The 22,375-nt window shown below is 72.4% G+C and carries 20 protein-coding genes; 8 read left to right on the top strand and 12 right to left on the bottom strand.

Annotated features, from left to right (window positions below):
• Positions 1-46 precede the first annotated feature (46 nt).
• The gene (locus tag ABGA99_RS08185; RefSeq protein WP_347576645.1) at positions 47-955 is read right to left on the bottom strand and encodes a LysR family transcriptional regulator; all 909 of its coding nucleotides are present in this window, start codon (positions 953-955) and stop codon (positions 47-49) included.
• A gap of 88 nt (positions 956-1,043) precedes the next feature.
• On the opposite strand from ABGA99_RS08185, the gene ABGA99_RS08180 reads away from it, so the two are divergent.
• Entirely contained in the window at positions 1,044-1,997 is a 954-nt protein-coding gene (locus ABGA99_RS08180; RefSeq protein ID WP_347576644.1) for an EamA family transporter, read from the top strand.
• Here the strand turns inward: ABGA99_RS08180 and ABGA99_RS08175 are convergent.
• The 7 genes from ABGA99_RS08175 to ABGA99_RS08145 all read right to left on the bottom strand — a co-directional run bounded on the left by ABGA99_RS08175 (position 1,969) and on the right by ABGA99_RS08145 (position 8,478).
• Positions 1,969-2,424: a carboxymuconolactone decarboxylase family protein gene (locus ABGA99_RS08175; RefSeq protein WP_347582410.1), complete on the bottom strand. Its 456-nt coding sequence runs from the start codon at positions 2,422-2,424 to the stop codon at positions 1,969-1,971. The genes ABGA99_RS08180 and ABGA99_RS08175 overlap by 29 nt on opposite strands.
• Positions 2,425-2,458: 34 nt before the next feature.
• Entirely contained in the window at positions 2,459-3,355 is an 897-nt protein-coding gene (locus ABGA99_RS08170) for a sigma-70 family RNA polymerase sigma factor (RefSeq protein ID WP_347582409.1), read from the bottom strand.
• A gap of 114 nt (positions 3,356-3,469) precedes the next feature.
• Positions 3,470-4,453 (bottom strand): hypothetical protein, encoded by a 984-nt coding sequence (locus ABGA99_RS08165; protein ID WP_347582408.1) that lies wholly within the window; start codon positions 4,451-4,453, stop codon positions 3,470-3,472.
• Complete coding sequence (locus ABGA99_RS08160) at positions 4,438-5,097, bottom strand: hypothetical protein (protein WP_347576640.1); 660 nt, start codon at positions 5,095-5,097, stop codon at positions 4,438-4,440. Before ABGA99_RS08160 ends, ABGA99_RS08165 begins: the two co-directional genes overlap by 16 nt.
• 225 nt (positions 5,098-5,322) lie before the next feature.
• Positions 5,323-6,120 carry a sugar phosphate isomerase/epimerase family protein gene (locus ABGA99_RS08155; protein WP_347576639.1) on the bottom strand — a complete coding sequence of 266 codons (798 nt, stop codon included), beginning with the start codon at positions 6,118-6,120 and terminating at the stop codon, positions 5,323-5,325.
• Positions 6,121-6,385: 265 nt separating this feature from the next.
• Positions 6,386-7,306: a helix-turn-helix domain-containing GNAT family N-acetyltransferase gene (locus ABGA99_RS08150; protein ID WP_347582407.1), complete on the bottom strand. Its 921-nt coding sequence runs from the start codon at positions 7,304-7,306 to the stop codon at positions 6,386-6,388.
• Between the two features lie 128 nt (positions 7,307-7,434).
• Entirely contained in the window at positions 7,435-8,478 is a 1,044-nt protein-coding gene (locus ABGA99_RS08145) for a LacI family DNA-binding transcriptional regulator (RefSeq protein ID WP_347576637.1), read from the bottom strand.
• Between the two features lie 247 nt (positions 8,479-8,725).
• Here ABGA99_RS08145 and ABGA99_RS08140 point away from each other — a divergent pair, with 247 nt between their 5' ends.
• Genes ABGA99_RS08140 through ABGA99_RS08130 form a run of 3 tightly spaced genes read left to right on the top strand, consistent with a single transcriptional unit; the run spans position 8,726 to position 11,915 of the window.
• Positions 8,726-9,895, top strand: coding sequence for a Gfo/Idh/MocA family oxidoreductase (locus ABGA99_RS08140; RefSeq protein ID WP_347576636.1), 1,170 nt, complete (start codon positions 8,726-8,728; stop codon positions 9,893-9,895).
• Entirely contained in the window at positions 9,892-11,067 is a 1,176-nt protein-coding gene (locus ABGA99_RS08135) for a dihydrodipicolinate synthase family protein (protein ID WP_347576635.1), read from the top strand. Before ABGA99_RS08140 ends, ABGA99_RS08135 begins: the two co-directional genes overlap by 4 nt.
• Positions 11,064-11,915, top strand: a complete 852-nt coding sequence (locus tag ABGA99_RS08130) for a sugar phosphate isomerase/epimerase family protein (RefSeq protein ID WP_347582406.1) — start codon at positions 11,064-11,066, stop codon at positions 11,913-11,915. The genes ABGA99_RS08135 and ABGA99_RS08130 overlap by 4 nt, the downstream gene beginning before the upstream one ends.
• Before the next feature lie 83 nt (positions 11,916-11,998).
• Here the strand turns inward: ABGA99_RS08130 and ABGA99_RS08125 are convergent, their stop codons facing one another.
• On the bottom strand, positions 11,999-12,595 hold the full coding sequence (locus ABGA99_RS08125; protein WP_347576633.1) for a DUF937 domain-containing protein: 597 nt from the start codon (positions 12,593-12,595) through the stop codon (positions 11,999-12,001).
• Positions 12,596-12,877: 282 nt separating this feature from the next.
• Here ABGA99_RS08125 and ABGA99_RS08120 point away from each other — a divergent pair, with 282 nt between their 5' ends.
• Both ABGA99_RS08120 and ABGA99_RS08115 read left to right on the top strand, forming a co-directional pair.
• Positions 12,878-15,094 carry an ATP-dependent RecD-like DNA helicase gene (locus ABGA99_RS08120; protein WP_347576632.1) on the top strand — a complete coding sequence of 739 codons (2,217 nt, stop codon included), beginning with the start codon at positions 12,878-12,880 and terminating at the stop codon, positions 15,092-15,094.
• A 169-nt stretch (positions 15,095-15,263) separates the two neighbouring features.
• Positions 15,264-16,553: a citrate synthase gene (locus tag ABGA99_RS08115; protein WP_347576631.1), complete on the top strand. Its 1,290-nt coding sequence runs from the start codon at positions 15,264-15,266 to the stop codon at positions 16,551-16,553.
• Between the two features lie 369 nt (positions 16,554-16,922).
• On the opposite strand, the gene ABGA99_RS08110 is transcribed toward ABGA99_RS08115, so the two are convergent.
• Both ABGA99_RS08110 and ABGA99_RS08105 read right to left on the bottom strand, forming a co-directional pair.
• Positions 16,923-17,150: a cation transporter gene (locus ABGA99_RS08110; RefSeq protein ID WP_347576630.1), complete on the bottom strand. Its 228-nt coding sequence runs from the start codon at positions 17,148-17,150 to the stop codon at positions 16,923-16,925.
• A 99-nt stretch (positions 17,151-17,249) separates the two neighbouring features.
• Positions 17,250-17,918 (bottom strand): TetR/AcrR family transcriptional regulator, encoded by a 669-nt coding sequence (locus ABGA99_RS08105; protein WP_347576629.1) that lies wholly within the window; start codon positions 17,916-17,918, stop codon positions 17,250-17,252.
• A gap of 132 nt (positions 17,919-18,050) precedes the next feature.
• Between ABGA99_RS08105 and ABGA99_RS08100 the strand changes: the two genes are divergently transcribed.
• A complete protein-coding gene (locus ABGA99_RS08100; RefSeq protein ID WP_347582405.1) occupies positions 18,051-20,342 on the top strand; it encodes an MMPL family transporter in 2,292 nt (763 codons plus the stop codon).
• Positions 20,343-20,385: 43 nt separating this feature from the next.
• Here ABGA99_RS08100 and ABGA99_RS08095 read toward each other — a convergent pair whose 3' ends face one another.
• The gene (locus ABGA99_RS08095) at positions 20,386-20,586 is read right to left on the bottom strand and encodes a MerR family transcriptional regulator (RefSeq protein ID WP_347576627.1); all 201 of its coding nucleotides are present in this window, start codon (positions 20,584-20,586) and stop codon (positions 20,386-20,388) included.
• Between the two features lie 232 nt (positions 20,587-20,818).
• Here ABGA99_RS08095 and ABGA99_RS08090 point away from each other — a divergent pair, with 232 nt between their 5' ends.
• Entirely contained in the window at positions 20,819-22,312 is a 1,494-nt protein-coding gene (locus ABGA99_RS08090) for a CoA-acylating methylmalonate-semialdehyde dehydrogenase (RefSeq protein WP_347576626.1), read from the top strand.
• Positions 22,313-22,375 lie beyond the last annotated feature (63 nt).

Raw genomic sequence — 22,375 nt, 5'->3', positions numbered from 1 at the left:
TGACCGACCGGGCAGGGCGGGCGTACGGGACCGGCGTCCCCGCGCCTCAGCCGCCGACCCGTTCCTTCCACTCCCGCTGCAGCAGCCGCACCGCCTCCCGGATCGCCGGCCGGCGCGCGGCGCCCGTACGCCACAGCGCGTACACCCGCCGCACCGGCACCGGCTCCAGCGGCACCGCGACGACCCCCGCCGGCAGCGGACCACGGCCCAGCCGCGGCACCAGCGCGATGCCCAGACCGGCCCCCACCAGCGCGAGCTGCGAGGCGTACTCGGCGACCTGGTAGGCGAGATCCGGCTCGTGGCCCGAGGTGCGCAGGGTGCGTACGAGCCAGTCGTGGCACGTCGAGCCCGGCGGCTGGCAGATCCAGCGCTCGCCCACGAGATCCGCGCGGACGAGCGCGGTGCGCCGGGCGAAGGGGTGGTCGGCCGGGACGCAGATGTCGCACAGGTCGTCGCCGATGGGCGCCAGCTCCATCCCCTCGGGGGTGGGCAGCGGGGCGGTGTCCCAGTCGTGGGCGACGGCGAGATCGGCCACACCACGGGTGACCAGGCCGGGGGAGAGGTGCGGGTCCGCCTCCAGCATGCGGGTGTCGAGCGCGGGGTGTTCCGCGGAGAGCGCGGCCAGCGTCGCGGGCAGCAGCCCGCGGGCGGCGGTCGCGAAGCAGGCCACCGTCAGCCGCCCCATGGGCCGGCCGCGGCGCTCCTCCAACGAGGTCTCGGCCTCCTCGACGATCGCGAGCAACTGCTCCGCCGTGGCCGCGAGGTGCTGGGCGGCGTCGGTGAGCGTCACCCCCCGGCCGCGGCGCTCCAGCAGCGGCGTGCGGGTCTCGCGCTCCAGCTTGGCGATCTGCTGGGAGACGGCGGACGGGGTGTAGCCGAGGGCCGCCGCGGCGGAGCCCACGGAGCCGTGGACGGCGACGGCGTGCAGCGCGCGGAGCCGGGACAGATCGAGCATGGCCACTCCCAGAGTTCAGCGTTCCTACATCCAATCATGAAGTAATACATGCTGGTGCTTCACGGTCGTCCGGCCCGATCCTGGGTGCATGCGCCCGCTGCACATCGCACTCGCCGTCTTCGTCGCCTTTCTCTGGGGCCTGAACTTCGTCGTCATCGACGTGGGCCTCGACCACTTCCCACCGCTGCTGTTCACCGCGCTGCGCTTCCTGGTGGCGGCGCTGCCCGCGGTGTTCCTCATCGGCCGGCCGCAAGTGGCGTTCAAATGGATCCTGGCGGTCGGGCTCGCGCTGGGGGTGGCGAAGTTCGGGCTGCTGTTCATCGGTATGGAGCGGGGGATGCCGGCCGGGCTGTCGTCGTTGGTACTGCAGATCCAGGCGGTGTTCACCGTGTGCATAGCCGCCGTGGTACTGGGGGAGCGGCCGGGCCGGGTGCGGCTGGCGGGCATGGGGGTGGCGCTCTGCGGGGTCGCACTGGCCGCCGTGGACGAGGGGGGCTCGGGGCCCCTGGGGGCGTTCGCGATCGTGCTCGCGGCCGCGTTCAGCTGGGGTGTCGCGAACGTCGTCATGCGCAAGGCGGCCCCGCCGGACGGGCTGCGCTTCATGGTGTGGGTCTCCTGCGTGCCCGTACTGCCGCTGCTCGCGCTGTCGCTGCTCTTCGAAGGGCCGGAGCGGGACTGGGAGGCACTGCAGTCGCTGGACTGGGCGGGTGTCGGCGCGGTCGTCTTCATCGCGTGGGTCGCCACGATCTTCGGCTTCGGGGCGTGGGGGTACCTGCTGCGTACGTACGACGCCTCGACGGTGGCGCCGTTCTCGCTGCTGGTGCCGGTCGCGGGGATGTCCTCGGCGGCGCTGTTCCTCGGCGAGGAGATCACGGGGCTGCGCTGGGCGGCGGCGCTGCTGCTGGTCGGCGGGGTGGCCGTGACGTCGCTGGGCGGCGGGCGGCGTGGTGAGCGCACGCACGGGAGCGGGGGCGGGGACCGCCGGGGCGGCCCCCGCCCGCCGCGGGACGACGTCAGGCCGGCGCGGGTGCCGGCCGGTTGACGAGCGCCACGTTCATCCAGAAGCCGGCCGCAGCGAGCAGCAGCATCAGCGTGGCCATCGCCTTGCCGTCGTAGTGCTTCGCGACCTCGGCGTACAGGTCGTCCGGCACGCGCTCCCCGCCGTGCGCGGCGGGGCGGAAGACGGCGTCGGTCAGTGCCAGCGCGGCCCGCTCGGCGCCGGTGAAGCACGGCGCGTCCCGCCAGGTCGCCACGGCGGCGATCCTGTCCTCGGACTCGCCCGCCATACGCAGGTCGACCGAGTGCCGCAGCACCTGGTAGGTGCTGCCGACGATCTGGCCGGCGCGCAGATACACCAGGCTGACGGTGGCCGCCGGCACCGAGCCGTTGCCGAGTGCCTTCGTCATCGTGCCGGCCAGTTCCTGGATCTCGGGCAGGTGCGCGTTGGCGTCGGGGATCCGTGAACCCACGGTGTCCTCCCTCGTGGTCGGGAAACCTGTCGCCCTATGAGCCCTCGCGCACCGGCGATGTGACGGGCGGCCTGAAAATTCCGGCGACGGCGGCGAAGCGGCGGACCAGCTCGGGGTCGCGGATCCCGTCGATGGCGGCGATCCGGTCGCCCGCGACGGTGAAGACGAGCACCGCGAACGGCCGGCCCTCGATGGTGATCAACGCGCCGACCGCGCCGTCGACCACCACCGGGTGCAGCCGGCCGCCGTACGGGCCGCGGGCCTGCCCGGCCACGGCCGCCGCGCCGCGGACGACGACACGCCGGCCGTCGTCCCCGAAGCCGGTGGTCAGCACGACGTCGGGGTCGAGAATCCGGACCAGGGCGTCGAAGTCACCGGCCCGTGAAGCCGCGTAGAAGGCGTCGACCACCTTGCGCTGCCGTGCCAGGTCCGGTTCGGGCGACGGCGCTTCGGCGTCGTTCACCCGTCGCCGTGCCCGGCTGGCCAGTTGCCGTGCCGCGGCCGGCGTGCGGCCCAGGATGCGCGCGATCTCGTCGTACGGCAGCGCGAACATGTCGTGCAGCACGAACGCCAGCCGCTCGGCCGGACCGAGCCGGTCGAGCACCACGAGCAGGGCCAGCCCCACCGAGTCGGCCAGCAGCGCTTCCTGCTCGGGGTCGAGCGCGCCGTCCGGGGGCACGGCCGGCCCGGTCGCGCGCGGCTCATCCCGCCGCCGGGAACGGAGGATGTGCAGGCACTCCCTGGCCACGACGGTGGTCAGCCAGCCGCCGAGATTGCCGATCCCCTCCCCGCCGGAACGCCAGAGCCGCAGCCAGGCGTCCTGAACCGCGTCCTCGGCCTCGGCCGCCGATCCCAGCATCCGGTAGGCCACGGCACGCAACCGATGCCGGTGCTGCTCGAACCGCTCGGCCAGCCGCTTGGTCTCCTCCATCGCTCACGTCATCCCCTCGTCGAGACTCGGAGATATGAGCCCGCCGGGGCGGCGGATGTGACACGGGGCCGGCGCGCCGCCGCGGGCGACGGCCGCCGGCTCCGGCTCAGCCGCTCAGCGCACCACCGTCTGGATCTCCTTGACGGTCACCGGGATCTCGGTCGTGGACTGGCCGTCGGGGAAGTCCTCGTGCACGGGCGTCCCGTCCGGGCTCTCGGTCGGGTTCCAGCTGACGTTCCAGGTGAGCGAGGCTTCCAGCTCGTACGTCCCCTCGCCGGAGGACTTGCGGTACGTGATGTTGCAGCCGGCGTCCTCGGTGTCCACGGCGAACCCGCCGCCCCTGCGCACGAGGTCGTACTCGCAGACGTTCGGATCCGCGTACTCCGTGCCGGCCTCCAGCCGCAGCCGCTGCGGGGTGGCGACGGTGGTGGCGGCGATCCGCTCCATGCCCGGCGGGTCGATGAAGGCGGTGACCCAGACGCGCTGCAACTCGGCCGGGTCGAGCACGGCGAGGGTCTCCAGGTTCACCACCTGGCGGTCGGCGTTGGGCTTCAGGTCCACCGGCGGGGCGGGCAGCTCGGTCTCGTTGTACGCGAGCGCCGCCAGGGTCTCCGGGTCGATCACGTCGGTGTTCGGCTCCGCGGGCTCCTCGGGCCCGATGAACATGAAGGACTTCGTCGCCGGGCACTCCTCGGCCGTCACTCCACCCTCCTTCGGGTAGGACAGCTCCCACCAGAGCCCTTCCTTGTCCTTGCGGAGGTCGAAGGTGCTGTCGTCGGTGACGAGTTCGGAGATCGCCGAGGTGGCGTTGTGCTCGGCGTTGTAGGTCTCGTGGACGTAGTCGTCCATCTGGTCCGGTGTGTAGCGCGGCTCGTACCAGCACGACGGCGGCGACCAGCTGCCGCCGATCGGCGTCATGGGCGAGGTCTCGCCGGAGCCCGGGCTGCTGTGGCTGAAATCCACCCGGGAGCCGATCTGGTCGGAGCCGCCCTGGCCCGTCCCGTCGCCCGCGGTCGCGGGTCCGGCCGCCGCGAGGGCGAGGGCCGCGCCGGCTATGGACACCGCCGCCGTACGCCTGGTGCTCAGGAGGTTCCGCACTGCGCTGCTCCCTGTTCGTCGGACTCGTGGACCATCTGCCAGCGGCCGTCCGCCGTCTTGCGCATCGTCGAGACGTGCCGGATGAAGTCGTCGGCGCTCGGCTCGGTCTTCAGCACCTTGCCGGAGTCGGCGATCTTCGCGTACGAGTCCGTCTGATCCTCGCAGTACACGACGGACGCCACGTCGCCCTTCTGCGAGGCGACTTCGCGGTCGTAGTACCGCACGGTGCCGGAGACCGTCTTGCCGTCCGCGACGAACTCGTCGATGCCCGCGCGCCAGCCCAGCAGGGCGTCGCCGCCGAGGTACCGCTCCAGGACGTCCAGGCGCGGGTCCTGCTTCGCGTAGCCGAGGCGTATCGACTGCACGGCGTAGCCGTGGTCGCGCAGGATCGCGTCCTCGGTGGCGTCGCCCGTCGGCTCGCTCTCCACCTCGACCGTGACGTCGTCGGGAAAGTCGAACTCCGGCGCGTCGGCGCCGTTGTCCGCGGCCGGGGACGGCGAGGCGGACGCAGAGTCCTCCGTGTCCGTCGTCGATTCCTTGGCGCCCGTGATCCGGTCGGGCTTGTCGTCCGACGACCCGCACGCCGTCAGCAGCGTGACCGCCGCGGCCAGTGCCACGGCACTCGCCGGTGCGCAGAGCTTCATGACGGTTCGAACCCCCGTTTCCCCGTGTGCATGTGCAAGTCGCGCCTCAGCGTAGGCAGCGGCGCAAGGATTGGGCCAGTCGGCCCCTTGGTTTCACAACCGACCTGTGACATACGGCGATCGGGGCCTCAGCCCGAAGAGCCGTGCTGAGGTGCGGAGTTGCACGGTCACATGCGGTTGCGGGCCCCCGGCGGTGCCGGGCCTACGCCGCGGGGTGGCGCGTATTCAGGCCACGTCGGCCAGCAGCCGCAGCAGATGCTCGCGGCCTCCGGCCAGCAGCGGGGCGAGCTCCCGGGCCTCGGGGAACCAGCGCTTCTCGTACTCCCAGCACAGCCAGCCGTCCCAGCCCGCCTCCGTGAGCACCGCCAGGCACTCCGCCAGCGGCACCGTTCCCTCGCCCAGCGCCAGCGGCGCCAGATCCTCCCGCGACGCCGCGTCCTTGACCTGCACATAGCCGAGGTATGGGGAGAGCGCCGCGAACGACTCCTGCGGCTCCTCGCCGCCGAGCCAGGTGAGCATCACGTCCCACAGCGCGCCGGTGCTCTTGTGCCCGACGAGGTCCAGGATGCGGGCGACGTCTGCGCCGGTGCGGTGCGAGTCGTGGGTCTCCAGCAGCACGCGCACGCCGAGGTCCGCGGCATACGGGGCCACGGCGGCGAGCCGGCGGGCGGCGGTGGGGTCCGCCTCCACGTCAGGCTGATCGCCTCCGCGCGGGAAGACCCGGACGTGGGCGGCACCCAAGTCCCGGGCGAGCGCCAGCAACTCGCGCATCTCGGTGACCACCGGCTCGTCGTCCCCGGCCGCGGCGACGCCCGCGTAGCTCGCCAGCGTCAGGATCTCCACCCCGGCCGCGGCGAACTCCTCGACCACGTCGGCCCGCTCCCCGATCCCGAGCCCGGTGTGCACGGGCTCCTCGGGGTGGCACCGCAGCTCCACGCCCTGGTAGCCGCCGTCGCGGGCGAGCCGAGCGACCTCGGCGACGGGGAGCTGAGGCAGGCCGAGGGTGGAGAAGGCGAGTCGCATGCCGTGAGTCGATCAGACCCCACCGCACCTGGCAACCCCGCCGCCACCTCCCCCGAAGCCCCCGCCCGCGCCCTGGTCGCACACCGGGCCCCGCCCGCCCGCACCCGGCCTCCGCGCGCCCCGCCCCCGGGCCTGCAACCACCCGGCGGAAGCACCGCGGCATGCCTGCGCCGGCGCCCGGAGCCGGACGCCCACGCCCGCCCCGATCCGCCCGATCCGGCCGTCACCGCCGTCGCGCCCCGGGGCGGCCATCCGGCCGAATCCGTCAGAGCGTCAGCCGCCAGTCCTGGCCCACCAGATCCGCCCCGTAGCTGTGGTGCGGCTTCTCGGCCACCAGCTCGAACCCCGCCCGCTCGTAGAGGCGGCGGGCGGACTCCAGCACCGAGTTCGTCCACAGCACCATCTCGCGGTAACCCACCTCGCGGGCGAAGCCGACGCACGCGTCGACCAGCCGTGTCCCCAGCCGGTGCCCCCGCACCTCCGGGTCCACCAGCAGCAGCCGCAGCCGCGCGGTGTCCGGCGCGTCGTCCCGTACGCACATCACCGTGCCGACCGGCCGGCCGCCCAGGTCCGCGATCCAGGTGCGCTCGTACGCCGGGTCCCGCTGTACGGTGTGGTCCGCGACGATCCGGGCCACCAGCGCCTCGAAGTCCGCGTCCCACCCGTACTCCTGCGCGTACAGCTCGCCGTGGCGCTTGACGATCCAGCCCAGCTCGCCGGGCCCCGGCTCGCGCAGCTCGGCCTCCTCCACCGGGCCCGGCACCACCGACTCCGACAGCAGCTCACGCACCGTGCCCATCGCGGCGGCCAGCCGGGCGCGCCGTTCGACCGGCACCTGCGCCAGCAGCGTCCCCACCTGCTCCCGCGAGCGCTCCTCCAGCAGGTGCGCCGCCTCCCGCCCGCGCGGTGTCAGCTCCACCCGCTGCCGCCGCGCGTCGGCCGCCGACGGCCCGCGGGTGATCAGGCCGTCCTTCTCGAACTTGCCGAGCAGCCTGCTGAGATACCCCGCGTCCAGCGTGAGCGCCCCGCGCAGGTCGGCGGCGTCGGCCTGCCGGGCATAGCTCAGCTCGTAGAGCACGCGGGCCTCGGTGAGCGTGTACGGCGTGTGGAGCTGGCGACTGTAGTCGAGAGCGCCGATCAGATTCGTATAGAAGCGGTTGAACGAGCGGATGTCCTCGATGGTCACGGAACCCCACCTCCTGGCGCGCGCATTTCTTTGACTGAGTCAAAGATACCCTCATGCGTCGGCCCCGTGCAGAGTTATCCACAGACCGTCTCGTCCGGTCGGATGATCGACCTGAACGCCGGCTTCCGCTACGCCCGCGGCGCCGCCGTCGACGCCCGCGCCACCAGCTCCGCCGGCACCATGTAGCGTCCGTCGGCCGGCGACTCCTCCCGCCCCAGCGCCAGCCGCGCCGCCCGCGCCGCGGCCTCCTGCAGCGGCAGCCGCACCGTCGTCAGCGCCGGCGTCGCGTCCGCGCTGAACGGCAGGTCGTCGAAGCCCGCCACGGAGATGTCGCCGGGGATGTCGAGCCCCTTCTCGCGCAGCGCCGCGCAGATGCCCAGCGCCACCGCGTCGTTCGACCCGACGATGGCCGTCAGCCCCGGCTCGCGGTCCAGCAGTTCGAGCGCGCCGTCGTAGCCGGACGTCCGGGAGTACGGGCCGTGCACCGTCAGCCGGCCGAGCTCCCCGGCATCGCCGCCGAGGTCGTGGGCGGCGAGCGCGGCACGGTGGCCTTCGAGGCGGTGCCGGGTGGTGGTGCGGTCGGCGGGGCCCGCGACGTAGCCGATGCGGCGGTGGCCGAGGGAGATCAGGTGCTCGGTGAGCCGGCGCCCGCCCTCGCGGTTGCCGAACTCGACGGCGAACGCGGAGCCCTCGGGTGCGGCGCTCGCCGGCCGGCCGAGGAGAACGACCTGCGTGCCGTTGGCGGCGAGCCGGCCCACCTTGGCCGCGCTGGCCGCGGCGTACTCGGGGGTCTCGACGGCGCTTCCGGTGATCACGACGGCGGCGGCGCGCTGGCGCAGCAGGAGCGTGAGGTAGGTCAGCTCGCGCTCCGGGGAGCCGCCGGTGTTGCAGACGACGGCCAGCTTCTCGCTGCCCAGCTCGGACTGCACGGCACTGGCCATGATGCCGAAGAAGGGGTCGGCGACGTCGTTGACGAGGACGCCGACGAGGTCGGAGGTCGCGGCGGCGAGCGCGCTCGCCGGGCCGTTGATGACGTAGTCCAGCTCGTCCACGGCGGCCAGCACGCGCGCGCGGGTGGCCTCCGCCACCGGGTAGTTGCCGCTGAGCACCCGGGAGACGGTCGCGGCGGAGACGCGGGCGCGTGCCGCGACGTCCGCGAGGGTGACTGCCATCGCTCTGCCTCCCGTTGGGTACGACGTTCCGGCTCCGCGGCCGGAATCCCCGGGGCCCGGGCGGGCCCCGCCCGGCGCCGGTCGCCGGTCCGAACTGTGAGCGGAAGTCTTGCACGTCGCGGCGCCCGCGTCGCGAGGGTGGCAGGAGTGTGCACGCCTTTGTCCGTACCCGGTCGGGCTCTTGCGCTGCAGGCCGGGCGGGGATAGCTTTCTCCCGGGGCAGAAAGCGCTTACTATGGGAGACCAGATGCCACGTAGGACGCTGCGTATCGCCATGAACGGCGTCACCGGGCGGATGGGGTATCGACAGCACCTCGTCCGTTCGATTCTTGCCATTCGCGAGGAAGGCGGGCTGGATCTCGGCGGCGGCGACGTGCTGTGGCCCGAACCGGTTCTGGTGGGTCGCAGGGAGCACGCGCTGGAGGCCATCGCCCGCCGGCACGACCTGCCGGAGTACACCACCGACCTCGACGCCGTACTCGCGGACGACTCCGTGGAGCTGTACTTCGACGCCCAGGTCACCTCCGCCCGCGAGGAAGCGGTGAAGAAGGCCGTCGCGGCCGGCAAACACATCTACGTGGAGAAGCCGACCGCCACCTCCGCCTCCGCCGCCCTCGAACTCGCCCGGATGGCGCAGGACGCGGGCATCAAACACGGTGTGGTGCAGGACAAGCTGTTCCTGCCGGGTCTGCTGAAACTCAAGCGCCTCATCGACGGCGGCTTCTTCGGCCGCATCCTGTCGGTCCGCGGCGAGTTCGGCTACTGGGTCTTCGAGGGCGACTGGCAGCCCGCCCAGCGGCCTTCCTGGAACTACCGCGCGCAGGACGGCGGCGGGATGGTGCTGGACATGTTCCCGCACTGGGAGTACATCCTGCACGAGCTGTTCGGCCCGGTGCGCAGCGTGCAGGCGCACGTCACCACGCACATGCCGCGCCGCTGGGACGAGCACGGCGAGGCGTACGAGGCGACCGCCGACGACGCGGCGTACGGCATCTTCGAACTGGCCGCGCCCGGCGGTCCCGTCGTGGCGCAGATCAACTCCTCCTGGACGGTCCGCGTCCACCGCGACGAGCTGGTCGAGTTCCAGGTCGACGGCACCGAAGGCTCCGCCGTCGCGGGCCTGCGCGGCTGCCGCGTACAGCACCGGGCGGCCACGCCGATGCCGGTGTGGAACCCGGACCTGCCGGTCTCGGAGACCTTCCGCGACCAGTGGCAGGACGTGCCCGACAACGCCGGACCCACCGGGTTCCCCAACGGCTTCCGCGCCCAGTGGGAGCTGTTCCTGCGGCACCTGACGCTCGACGAGCCGTACCACTGGGACCTGCTCGCAGGCGCGCGCGGGGTGCAGCTCGCCGAGCTGGGCCTCAAGGCCGCCGCGGAGGGGCGGCGCGTCGAGGTGCCGGAGCTGGCCCGATGACCACGATCAGGCTGCCCAGGCCGGGGGGCGTGCTGGAGGAGTACGAACCGCGCGCGGAGCCCGCACCGGCGCTCGCGACCGGTGGCCCGCGCCCCTCCTGCCGTACGGTCTTCGCCGCCGCGCACGTCGTCGCCGACCCGTACGCGGACGCCGACCCCGGCGACCCGGACAGCCCCGCCGCGGTCGACTGGGACGCCACCCTCGCCTTCCGCCGCCACCTGTGGTCCCACGGCCTCGCCGTCGCCGAGGCCATGGACACCGCCCAGCGCGGCATGGGCCTGGACTGGACCCGCGCCGCCGAGCTGATGCGCCGCTCCGCCGCCGAGGCCAGGGCCTACGGCGGCCGCGTCGCCTGCGGTGCGGGCACCGACCAGCTCGCGCCCCAGGGCGCCACCCTCGACGGTGTGCGCGCCGCGTACGAGGAGCAGCTCACCCTCGTCGAGGACGCCGGTGCACAGGCGGTGCTCATGGCCTCCCGCGCGCTGGCGGCGTGCGCCCGCGGTCCCGAGGACTACGTGGAGACGTACGGCGCGCTGTTGCGCCAGGCGCGCGAGCCGGTGATCCTTCACTGGCTGGGCGACATGTTCGACCCGGCGCTCGCCGGCTACTGGGGCAGCTCCGATCTCGACGCCGCCACGGACACGTTCCTCGACGTCATCGCCCAGCACCCGGACAAGGTCGACGGCGTCAAGGTCTCCCTCCTCGACGCCTCCCGCGAAGTGGACCTGCGCCGCAGGCTGCCCCGCGGGGTGCGCTGCTACACGGGCGACGACTTCCACTACCCCGAGCTGATCGAGGGTGACGAGCACGGTTTCAGCCACGCTCTCCTGGGTGTCTTCGACCCGCTCGCGCCGCTGGCCGCCGAGGCGGTACGGACCCTCGACACCGGCGACGGGGCCGGTTTCCGCAAGGTCCTGGACCCGACCGTGCCGCTGGCCCGCCACCTCTTCCAGGCCCCGACGCGCTTCTACAAGACGGGCGTCGTGTTCCTGGCCTGGCTCGGCGGCCACCAGAGCCACTTCACGATGGTCGGCGGGCAGCAGTCGGCCCGCTCCCTGCCGCACCTCGCGCGCGCGTACGAACAGGCCGACGCCCTCGGCCTGTTCGCCGACCCGCAGCTCGCGGCGCGGCGCATGACCTCCTTCCTCGCCGTCCACGGAGTCGCCCTGTGAGCACCGGACAGCCGGCCGGCGGGCCGGCCCGCCTCAGCCTCAACCAGGAGACCATCAGGCAGTGGTCGCTCCCCGAACTCGCGGACGGCTGCACCGCGGCCGGGGTGCGCGGTGTGGGGCTGTGGCGCGCACCCGTCCAGGAGTTCGGGGTGGAGGCCGCGGGCAAGCTGTTCCGCGACGCCGGGCTGACGGTGACGAGCCTGTGCCGCGGCGGCTTCTTCACCACCGGCGACCCTGGGGAGCGGACTGCCGCCCTCGACGACAACCGCCGCGCCATCGACGAGGCCGCCACACTGGGGACGGACACGCTCGTGCTCGTCTCCGGCGGTCTGCCGGCGGGCAGTCGCGATCTGCACGGCGCACGGGAGCGCATCGCGGATGCGCTGGGCGCCCTCACGCCGTACGCGGCGGAGCGCGCCGTGCGGCTGGCGATCGAGCCGCTGCACCCGATGTACGCCGCCGACCGGTGCGTGGTCTCCACGCTGGCCCAGTCGCTGGACCTGGCCGAGCGCTTTCCGGCGGACCGGGTGGGCGTGGTGGTGGACACCTACCACTTGTGGTGGGACGACACGGTCGCGGCGCAGATCACGCGCGCGGGGGAGTCCGGCCGGATCGCGGCCTTCCAACTGGCGGACTGGGTGACACCGCTGCCGGAGGGAGTGCTGCTGGGACGGGGCCAACTGGGCGAAGGGAGCGTCGACCTGCGCTGGTTCCGGGAGCGGGTGGACGAGGCGGGGTACGCGGGCTTCGTCGAGGTCGAGATCTTCAACCCGGGGCTGTGGGCACGCGACGGTGCGGAGGTGCTGGCGGAGATCGTCGACCGGTACGAGCGGCTGGTCGTGCGCTGAGCCACCGGCCGGCGTGCCGGTGAATCCGGGCGGCGGCGGGCCCCGGGACGCTCGTCGGGTACGGGCCGGTCCCGGCCGTGCCGTCAGGCGCGGTGGCGCCCGCCGCCGTAGGACTGCCCGCCGCCGAACAGCCGCGCCAGCGCGCCGAGCGCCCCGCCCGGCTTGCGGGTCGCCTGCTGCTCCTCCGCGAGCATCTCGGACAGCCCGCCTGCCCGGACGTTGCGGTTCTGCGCGGCTCGCGAGACGGCGGCCATCGCAACCGGCGTGAGGATCTTCAGCGCCCGGGACACCTGCGCCATGGGGATGCCCGTGCGCTGCGAGACCGCGCGGGCCACGGGCATGCTCGTCCGGCCGACGATCGTCGCCAGCATCCCGCAGCCGAGGGCGTTTCCGGCGAACGTCCCGGCGCCCGTCAGGGCGGCCGCGCCCCTCGCCTGGCGCGTGGCCGCCGCCGTGCCCGCGAGGGCGGCCCCCTGTGCCTCGTCGAGGGCCTGCTCGACCTCGTGTGCCCCGTGCGGGGTTGCGGCCTCCTCGGCGAGCGAGCCGGTGAGGGCGGCGACCGTCTCGCCGACGACCCGCTTCGCGCCCCGGTTGCCGGTGCCCAGCTCGGTGGCGACCTGGTGCAACTGCTCCGTACCGAGGTCGTCCAGGACGGCTTTGTGTATTGGTTTGTCCTTCATGCCGGAAACGTTACGACCGATCACCGATGTCGGCACGTCGGATCACAGATCGATAAAGTGCCGAAGCCGTGCAACCCTTCGCCGTCGATCGGGGTCGTATAGGGCATCAGGCTTCCCGGGGGGAGTACCAGGGGGGTGGGGGAGCCTTCGGAGGGGGACACGCGAGGGGGCCCGGCCGCAAAGGCCGGGCCCCCTCGCTGCGCTCGTCAGGGGTTGTCCCTAACCGGCGAGTAGTCCACAGTCCGGCCCGCGATGTCGGAGCCCGGCGATAGCGTCTGTCCCATGACGCAACTGGCGGTGGTGGAGGGGGTCCTCGAGCGGATCACCTACGCCAACGAGGACAACGGGTACACGGTCGCCCGCGTCGACACCGGCCGCGGCGCCGGCGATCTGCTGACGGTCGTGGGCGCTCTGCTCGGCGCCCAGCCCGGCGAGTCGCTGCGCATGGAGGGCCGCTGGGGCTCCCACCCGCAATACGGCAAACAGTTCACCGTGGAGAACTACCGGACGGTCCTGCCCGCCACCGTCCAGGGCATCCGCCGCTACCTCGGCTCCGGGCTGATCAAGGGCATCGGCCCGCGCATCGCCGAGCGCATCGTCGACCACTTCGGCGTCGACACCCTCGACGTCATCGAGCAGGATCCCGCCCGGCTCGTCGAGGTCCCGGGCCTCGGCCCCAAGCGGACGAAGCTGATCGGCGCGGCCTGGGAGGAGCAGAAGGCCATCAAGGAGGTCATGCTCTTCCTCCAGGGCGTCGGCGTCTCCACCTCCATCGCCGTGCGGATCTACAAGTCGTACGGGGACGCCTCCATCTCCGTGGTGAAGAACGAGCCGTACCGGCTGGCGGCCGACGTCTGGGGCATCGGCTTCCTCACCGCCGACCGCATCGCCCGCTCCGTCGGCATCCCGCACGACAGCCCGGAGCGGGTCAAGGCCGGCCTGCAGTACGCGCTGTCGCAATCCTCCGACCAGGGCAACTGCTTCCTGCCCGAGCAGCGGCTCATCACCGACGCGGTCAAGCTGCTGCAGGTCGACACCGGCCTGGTCATCGAGTGTCTGGACGAACTGGTGAAGGAGGAGGGCGTCGTCCGGGAGGCGGTGCCCGGTCCCGCCGGGGAGGAGGACGTGCAGGGGATCTACCTCGTGCCGTTCCACCGCGCGGAGGTCTCCCTGGCCGCCCAGTTGCTGCGCCTGCTGCGCACCGAGCGGGACCGGATGCCCGCCTTCCAGGACGTCGACTGGGGGCGAGCGCTGAGCTGGCTCGGCGGTCGCACCGGCGCCGAGCTGGCGCCCGAGCAGGAGCAGGCGGTCCGGCTGGCGCTGACGGAGAAGGTCGCGGTCCTGACCGGCGGCCCGGGCTGCGGCAAGTCGTTCACGGTCCGCTCGATCGTGGAGCTGGCCCGGGCGAAGGGGGCGAAGGTGGTGATGGCGGCGCCCACGGGCCGCGCGGCCAAGCGGCTGGCGGAGCTGACCGGCGCCGAGGCGTCCACCGTCCACCGGCTGCTGGAGCTCAAGCCGGGCGGCGACGCCGCGTACGACAGGGACCGGCCGCTCGACGCCGACCTGGTCGTCGTCGACGAAGCCTCGATGCTCGACCTGCTGCTGGCGAACAAGCTGGCCAAGGCCGTGCCGCCGGGAGCGCACCTGCTGTTCGTCGGCGATGTCGACCAATTGCCCTCCGTCGGTGCCGGGGAGGTGCTGCGGGACCTGCTGGCCGACGGCGGTCCGGTGCCCGCGATCCGGCTGACGCGGATCTTCCGCCAGGCCCGGCAGTCCGGCGTGGTGACGAACGCGCACCGGATCAACTCCGGGGCCCAGCCCCTCACCCAGGGCCTCGCCGACTTCTTCCTCTTCGCCGAGGACGACACGGAGGCCGCTGGACGGCTCACTGTGGACGTGGCCGCCCGTCGGGTTCCGGCCAAGTTCGGGCTCGACCCGCGCCGCGACGTTCAGGTACTGGCCCCCATGCACCGCGGCCCCGCGGGCGCGGGCGCGCTCAACGGGCTGCTCCAGGAGGCCGTCACCCCCGGGCGGCCGGGGCTGGCCGAGAAGCGCTTCGGCGGCCGCACGTTCCGCGTCGGTGACAAGGTCACGCAGATTCGGAACAACTACGAGAAGGGCAGCAACGGGGTCTTCAACGGCACCGTCGGCGTCGTCACCGCCCTGGACGCCGACGAGCAGCGGCTGACGGTGCTCACGGACGAGGACGAGGAGGTGCCGTACGACTTCGACGAGCTGGACGAGCTGACGCACGCGTACGCCGTCACCATCCACCGTTCGCAGGGCAGCGAATACCCGGCGGTGGTGATCCCCGTCACCACCGGCGCCTGGATGATGCTCCAGCGGAACCTGCTGTACACGGCCGTCACCCGGGCCAAGAAGCTGGTCGTGCTGGTCGGCTCCCGTAAGGCCCTGGGTCAGGCGGTGCGGACCGTTTCCGCAGGCCGGCGTTGTACGGCGCTGGATCATCGGCTGCGTGGGCGAGTGGGTCTCCCCTAACCCGCTCCGACAGGGCACGATGGTCCGTATGTGGCACGGAGTGCCGTATGTTGATCCGGCAGCCGACCCCGAGTGCACGGAAGAGCTCCGCATGGGGGAAGCTGGAGGGTAGTCAGGGCACCTCAAACACACCTCAAAGAAGAGGCACGATACGTCGGGTGAGGACAGAGTGAGCGACAAATCTGCAGTACTTCGGTACGGCGACGGCGAGTACACCTTCCCGATCGTCGACAGCACCGTCGGTGACACCGGCGTCGACATCGGAAAGCTGCGCTCCCAGACCGGGCTGGTGACCCTGGACAGCGGCTACGGCAACACTGCGGCGTACAAGTCGGCCATCACCTATCTGGACGGCGAGCAGGGGATTCTGCGCTACCGCGGCTACCCCATCGAACAGCTCGCCGAGCGCAGCACGTTCCTGGAAGTCGCCTACCTGCTGATCAACGGTGAGCTGCCCAGCGTCGACGAGCTGTCGGTGTTCAAGGGCGAGATCACCCGCCACACCCTCCTGCACGAGGACGTCAAGCGCTTCTACGACGGCTTCCCGCGGGACGCACACCCGATGGCGATGCTGTCCTCCGTGGTCAGCGCGCTGTCGACCTTCTACCAGGACAGTCACAACCCGTTCGACGAGCAGCAGCGGCACCTGTCGACGATCCGGCTGCTGGCCAAGCTGCCGACGATCGCGGCGTACGCGTACAAGAAGTCCGTCGGCCATCCGGTGGTCTACCCGCGCAACGACCTCGGGTACGTCGAGAACTTCCTGCGCATGACCTTCTCGGTGCCCGCCGCCGAGTACGATCTGGACCCCGTCGTGGTCAGCGCGCTCGACAAGCTGCTGATCCTGCACGCGGACCACGAGCAGAACTGTTCGACCTCCACCGTGCGGCTGGTCGGCTCCTCGCAGGCCAACCTGTTCGCCTCCATCTCGGCGGGCATCAGCGCGCTGTGGGGGCCCCTGCACGGCGGCGCCAACCAGAGCGTGCTGGAGATGCTGGAGGGCATCCAGGTCACGGGCGGCGACGTCGACACCTTCATCCGCAAGGTGAAGAACAAGGAAGACGGTGTGAAGCTCATGGGCTTCGGGCACCGCGTCTACAAGAACTTCGACCCCCGGGCGAAGATCATCAAGGCGGCGGCGCACGATGTCCTCTCCGCGCTGGGCAAGTCCGACGAACTGCTGGACATCGCCCTGAAGCTGGAGGAGCACGCGCTCGCCGACGACTACTTCGTCGAGCGCAAGCTGTACCCGAACGTCGACTTCTACACCGGCCTGATCTACCGCGCGATGGGCTTCCCGACCGAGATGTTCACGGTGCTCTTCGCGCTCGGGCGACTGCCGGGCTGGGTCGCCCAGTGGCACGAGATGATCAAGGAGCCGGGCTCCCGCATCGGCCGTCCCCGGCAGATCTACACCGGTGAGGTGTTGCGGGACTTCATCCCGGTCGAAGAGCGCTGAGCTGCCGGCAACCCGCACGCCGGCAACGACGCACGAGAACGCGAAGGCGCCCCGTCTGCGATCCCCCCACGGATCAGTCGACGGGGCGCTTCGCTCTCCCGGCCCCGGTAGGGGCCGGGCGCCTTCATGCCGCCGGGACGCCGCCGCGGGAGGGGCCGCTCAATGCTCCTCGCACGTGCCGTCCCGGCCTCGTGCACGCCGACTCCGCCGGGTGTCGACGTCACCCGAATAGACACGCGACCGGCGCCGATGGTTACCCCCCGATCAGTGTGATCTAAGTCACTCGACTGAAGCGGTGCCAACCGGCGCCCGCACGCCGGTGCCCCCCGTATCGCGTGGACGGGCGCGGCACCGGTCGGGCCGTACGGATCAGGCCGGGCCGACCAGCTCGTATCCGGCCTCGTCGACCGCGGCGCGCACCTTCTCCTCGTCGAGCGGGGCGGCGGAGGTGACGGTCACCTCGCCGGTGGCGGCCACGGCCTTGGCCGAGGAGACGCCGTCGAGCTCGGAGATCTCGGCGCTCACGGCGCCCTCGCAGTGGCCGCAGGTCATGCCGGAGACCTTGTAGACGGTGGTGACAGGCGTCTGAGCGCTCATGGGAGTCTCCCTTGTCGACGGTGGGCGCAGCCGTGTTCTGCTCCCTGCGCTACACAGTATACCCCCTAGGGGTATTTTCCCGTCCCGCTGATCTCGCGGTCAGGCCGGCGGGTCTATGGCGTCGGTGCCGACGACCGGGGCGAGGTAGCCGAACAGGGCCCGCTTGATCTCCCTGCGGTACGCCTCCCGTTCGGTGTCCCCGGCGGTCATGAACAACTCCAGGCCCGCCTTGAAGATGCTGAACGACATGGTGGTGGTGCGGGTGATCTCCGCGCCCGAGAGCTCCGGGGCGCGGAGGGTGAGCATGACCTCGACGGCGGCCACGATCGTCGTGTGCACCGCCTCGTGCTCCTCCGCGACCAGGCCCGGGGCGTCCGCGCTCTGCAGCAGCACCTCGAAGCCGGGATTGGCGGCGCAGAAGTCGATCACCGGGTCGAGGGCGGCGTCGAGCATCGCGTCGAGCGGGAGCGCGGCGTTGGCAGGGGTGAACGCCTCGCTGTTCGTCTCGTGGAGCACGTGGTTGTAGCGGCGGCCCAACTCGACGGCCAGCGCCTCCTTGTTCGGGAAGAACTGGTACAGCGTGCCGGGGGAGACGCCGGCCTCGCGGGCGATGGCGTTGGTGGACGCGGCGGCGTAGCCGCTGCGGGCGAAGACCGCCTCGGCGGCGTCGAGCAACTGCTGCGCGCGCCGCTCGCCACGCGCCTGCCTGCGGCGGGGCGGCCGGTCGGCGGGGGCGTGCCCGCCGGCGGCCGGTGCTGGATTCGACACGGCTATCCACAGCCTCCGGGTAGGAGTTGACAAACGCGAGCTCCCGCTCGCATTCTGTGGAAACGCGAGCGCGGACTCGTATTCCGGCTCGTGTCTCATTCTATTGCGCTGTGCAACGAAGGGGCGGAACCGATGGCCGAGGGCACAAGCGGGGGAACGGCCGGGCCGGGCCGCTGGACGCGGTCCGTCACGGCGCGGCCCAGGCTGTCGCTGCTGCTCGCGCTGGTCTTCACGGCGCTGGCCGTGGTGGCCGGGAGCGGAGTGGCGGACCGGATGAGCGGCGGGGGGTGGCAGGACCCGGCGTCCGAGTCGGCGTATGCCGCGGACGCGCTGGACGAGCAGTTCCCCGGTGCCCGGCCGAACCTGCTGCTGCTCGTGGACAGCGGGCGGCCGGACGGGGTGGACGATCCCGCGGTCGCCGCCGAGGCGGAGCGGCTGGCCGGCCGGCTGGCGGCGGTGGATTCGGTCGAAGGGGTGACGTCGTACTGGGCGGCTGCCCAGGCCGCCGGGCAGGCGAAGGGAGCGGAAGGCGCGGGGGAGGCGCAGGCCGCGGCCGCGGGACTGCGGTCGGAGGACGGCGGCGAGGCGCTCATCGCCGCGCGGATCACGGGGGACGAGACCCGCGCCGGCGAGATCTTCGACGACCTGGCGCCGGACTTCCGCGGTGAGCACGGCCCGGTCGAGGTGCGCCTCGGCGGACAGACCGCGGTCTACGACGAGTTGCAGGGCACCATCCAGGAGGACCTGCTGCGGGCCGAGATCATCGCCCTGCCGGTGACGCTGCTGCTGCTCATCGTGGTCTTCGGCAGCGCCGTCGCCGCGCTGCTGCCGCTGGCGGTGGGCATCGTGGCCATCCTGGGGACGAACGCGGTGCTGCGCGGCATCACCGAGTTCGCGGACGTGTCGGTCTTCGCGCAGAACCTGACCACGGCCCTCGGCCTCGGACTCGCCATCGACTACGCGCTGTTCATCGTCCGGCGCTACCGGGAAGAGCTGGCCGCGGGCGCGGATCCGCTGGGCGCGGTGGGCACGACGCTGCGGACCGCCGGCCGCACGGTTCTGTTCTCGGCGCTGACGGTCGCGGTGTCCCTCTCGGCGATGCTGCTCTTCCCGCAGTACTTCCTGCGCTCGTTCGCGTACGCGGGGATAGCGGTGGTGCTGCTGGCCGCGGTGGCGGCGCTGACGGTGCTGCCCGCCGCGCTGGTGCTGCTCGGCCCGCGGGTCAACTCCTGGCGCATCCTGCCCAGGCGCGGCGGCGTGATGCCCGGCGGTCCCGAGAGCGGGCGCGGCTGGGCGCGGCTGGCGAAGCTCGTGATGCGCCGGGCGCCGGTCTTCGCGGTGCTCACGACCGCGGGGCTGATGCTGCTCGGACTGCCGTTCCTGCAGGTGGAGTTCGGCACGGCGGACGACCGGCAGCTTCCCCGGTCGGCCGAGTCGCACGTGGTGCAGGAACACATCAGGGACGGCTTCCCGGGCACTCCGGGCGGGACGATCGAGATCTACGTGGAGGGCGACCCGGCCGCCGCGGAGCTGGCCGGGTACCGGGAGCGGATCGCCGCGCTGGACGGCGTGGCACGGGTCGCCGGCCCCGCGATGGACGGCGGCGCCGGCTATCTGACGGTGACCGCCGAGGGCGAGGCGGTGGACGCCGCCAGCCAGGACCTGGTGCGCGACATCAGGGACATCGGGCCGCCGTTCGGGGCGTCGGTCACGGGCACGGCCGCCGATCTGGTGGACGCCAAGGACTCCATCCGGTCCGTCCTGCCCTGGGCCGCGCTCATGATCGTGCTCGCGACGCTGATCCTGCTGTTCCTGCTCACCGGCAGCGTGCTCATACCGTTCGTGGCCGTCGTGCTCAACGCGCTGAGCCTCACCGCGATGTTCGGCGCCATCGTGTGGGTCTTCCAGGACGGCAACCTGTCCGGGGTGCTGAACTTCACCGCCACCGGCGACATCGAGACGACGCTGCCGGTGCTGATGTTCTGCGTCGCCTTCGGCCTGTCCATGGACTACGGCGTCTTCCTGCTCTCCCGCATCAAGGAGGAGTACGACCGCACGGGGGACCGGGACGGGGCCGTCGTCTTCGGGCTGCGGCGGACCGGCGGGCTCATCACCGCCGCCGCGGTGATCCTCGCGGTGGTGATGCTCGCGATAGGCACCTCGCGGGTCACCAACACCAAGATGCTGGGCATCGGTCTCGCCCTCGCGGTGCTGATGGACGCGATGGTGGTGCGCGGGCTGCTGGTGCCCGCGGTTCTGAAGCTGACCGGGGCCGCCACGTGGTGGGCACCCGGGCCGTTGCGCCGGTTCCACGAGCGCGTCGAGCGCAGCGGATTCAGCGAGGGCGGGCCCCGGGCGGCCGGTCAGGAGGAGCAGCGGCCGGCGGACAAGTCCGACGACCTCACGCCTATCGGCGGGCGGTGACGCCCGGGGGGATGCGGGCACGGCCGGGCCGCGGGTGGCGGGGTCACCGGCGGCCGCGGCGGGTGCGGCTGCTGGGTCGCCGGGCGACCCAGGCGCGCACCGTGTCCGGGTACCAGTAGGGCTTGCCGTGCTCGACGACGTCGGGTGCCGGCAGCATCCCGTGCTTCCGGTACGACCGCACGGTCTCGGTCTGCACGCCGATGTGTGCCGCGATCTCCTTGTACGACCACAGACTGTCCGTCATCTCTGTACCTCCCGGCGGGGCGCCGGGGCAGCGCCCCTGGTGATCAGTGACCCTGTGCCCGCCGGGGCACCCCGGCCGACCCTCGCCGAGGGGTTGTCGAGCAGATGTGGTGGGGAACGGACGTAACCGTGACATTGGTGACGAGACACGCACGCGGCGTGATCGACGCATGATTGACACGGCTCCTCGGCGGCGGTTAGACCGAAACCGTTGCTGGACGAAGGGATTGCCCATGAAGACCATCGGCCACTGGATCGGCGGCAAGGCAGTCGAGGGCGCCTCGGGACGGTCGGGGCCGGTCTACGACCCCGCCACCGGGGCGCAGGCCGCCGAGGTCGCGTTCGCCTCCGCCGCCGAGGTGGACGCCGCCGTCGCCGCCGCCCGTGAGGCGTTCGCGGAGTGGGGCGTGTCCTCGCTCGCGCGGCGCACCGCCGTGCTGTTCCGCTTCCGTGAACTGCTCGCCGCCCGCCGCGAGGACGTCGCCCGGCTGATCACCGCCGAGCACGGCAAGGTGCACTCCGACGCCCTCGGGGAGGTGGCCCGCGGGCTGGAGATCGTCGAGGTCGCCTGCGGCATCCCGCAGTTGCTCAAGGGCGAGCTGTCCACGCAGGTCTCCACCCGTATCGACGTCGCCTCGATCCGGCAGCCCGTCGGCGTGGTCGCCGGCATCACGCCGTTCAACTTCCCCGCCATGGTGCCGATGTGGATGTTCCCGCTGGCCATCGCCTGCGGCAACACCTTCGTGCTGAAGCCCAGCGAGAAGGACCCGTCGGCCGCCGGGCTGCTCGCGGAGCTGCTGGCCGAGGCGGGGCTCCCGGAGGGGGTGTTCAACGTCGTCCACGGCGACAAGGAGGCCGTCGACCGGCTGCTGGAGCACCCCGACGTCGCCGCGCTCAGCTTCGTCGGCTCCACCCCGATCGCCCGGTACGTCTTCACCACCGGCACCTCCCACGGCAAGCGCGTCCAGGCGCTCGGCGGCGCGAAGAACCACATGCTGGTGCTGCCGGACGCCGATCTGGACGCGGCCGCGGACGCCGCGGTCTCGGCCGCGTACGGCTCGGCGGGGGAGCGCTGCATGGCGGTCTCCGCGGTGGTCGCGGTCGGGGACACCGGCGACGAGCTGGTGACGAAGATCGCCGAGCGGGCCCGCAAGGTCCGTATCGGCCCCGGCGACGACCCCGACTCGGAGATGGGCCCGCTCATCACCCGTGAGCACCGCGACAAGGTCGCCGGCTATGTGCGCGGGGCCGCGGCGCAGGGCGCCGAGGTGGTCGTGGACGGCACGGGCTACACCGTTCCCGGCCGCGAGGACGGCCACTGGATCGGGGTCAGCCTGCTGGACCGGGTGCCGGTGGAGTCCGACGCGTACCGGGACGAGATCTTCGGGCCGGTGCTGTGCGTGGTTCGGGCGGAGACGTACGAGGAAGGGGTGCGGCTCGTCAACGACTCGCCGTGGGGCAACGGCACCGCCATCTTCACCCGCGACGGCGGCGCCGCCCGGCGCTTCCAGCTGGAGGCCACGGCCGGGATGGTCGGTGTGAACGTGCCGATCCCCGTGCCCGTGGGCTACCACTCCTTCGGCGGCTGGAAGGAGTCCCTCTTCGGCGACCACCACATCTACGGCGAGGACGGCGTCCGCTTCTACACCCGGGCGAAGGTCGTCACGACCCGCTGGCCCGACCCCGCGGACGGCGGCGTCGACCTGGGCTTCCCGACATCCCGCTGAGACAGGTGCCGGCGTTGGGGAGGCAGATCGTGCGGTCGGGGGGTACTTTGCGGGTAACGGTGC

It is taken from the genome of Streptomyces sp. B5E4, assembly GCF_039871555.1.
Classification (GTDB): Bacteria; Actinomycetota; Actinomycetes; order Streptomycetales; family Streptomycetaceae; genus Streptomyces.
The sequence above is the reverse complement of the archived record's forward strand: the minus strand, read 5'-3'. Positions and strand labels throughout refer to the sequence as shown.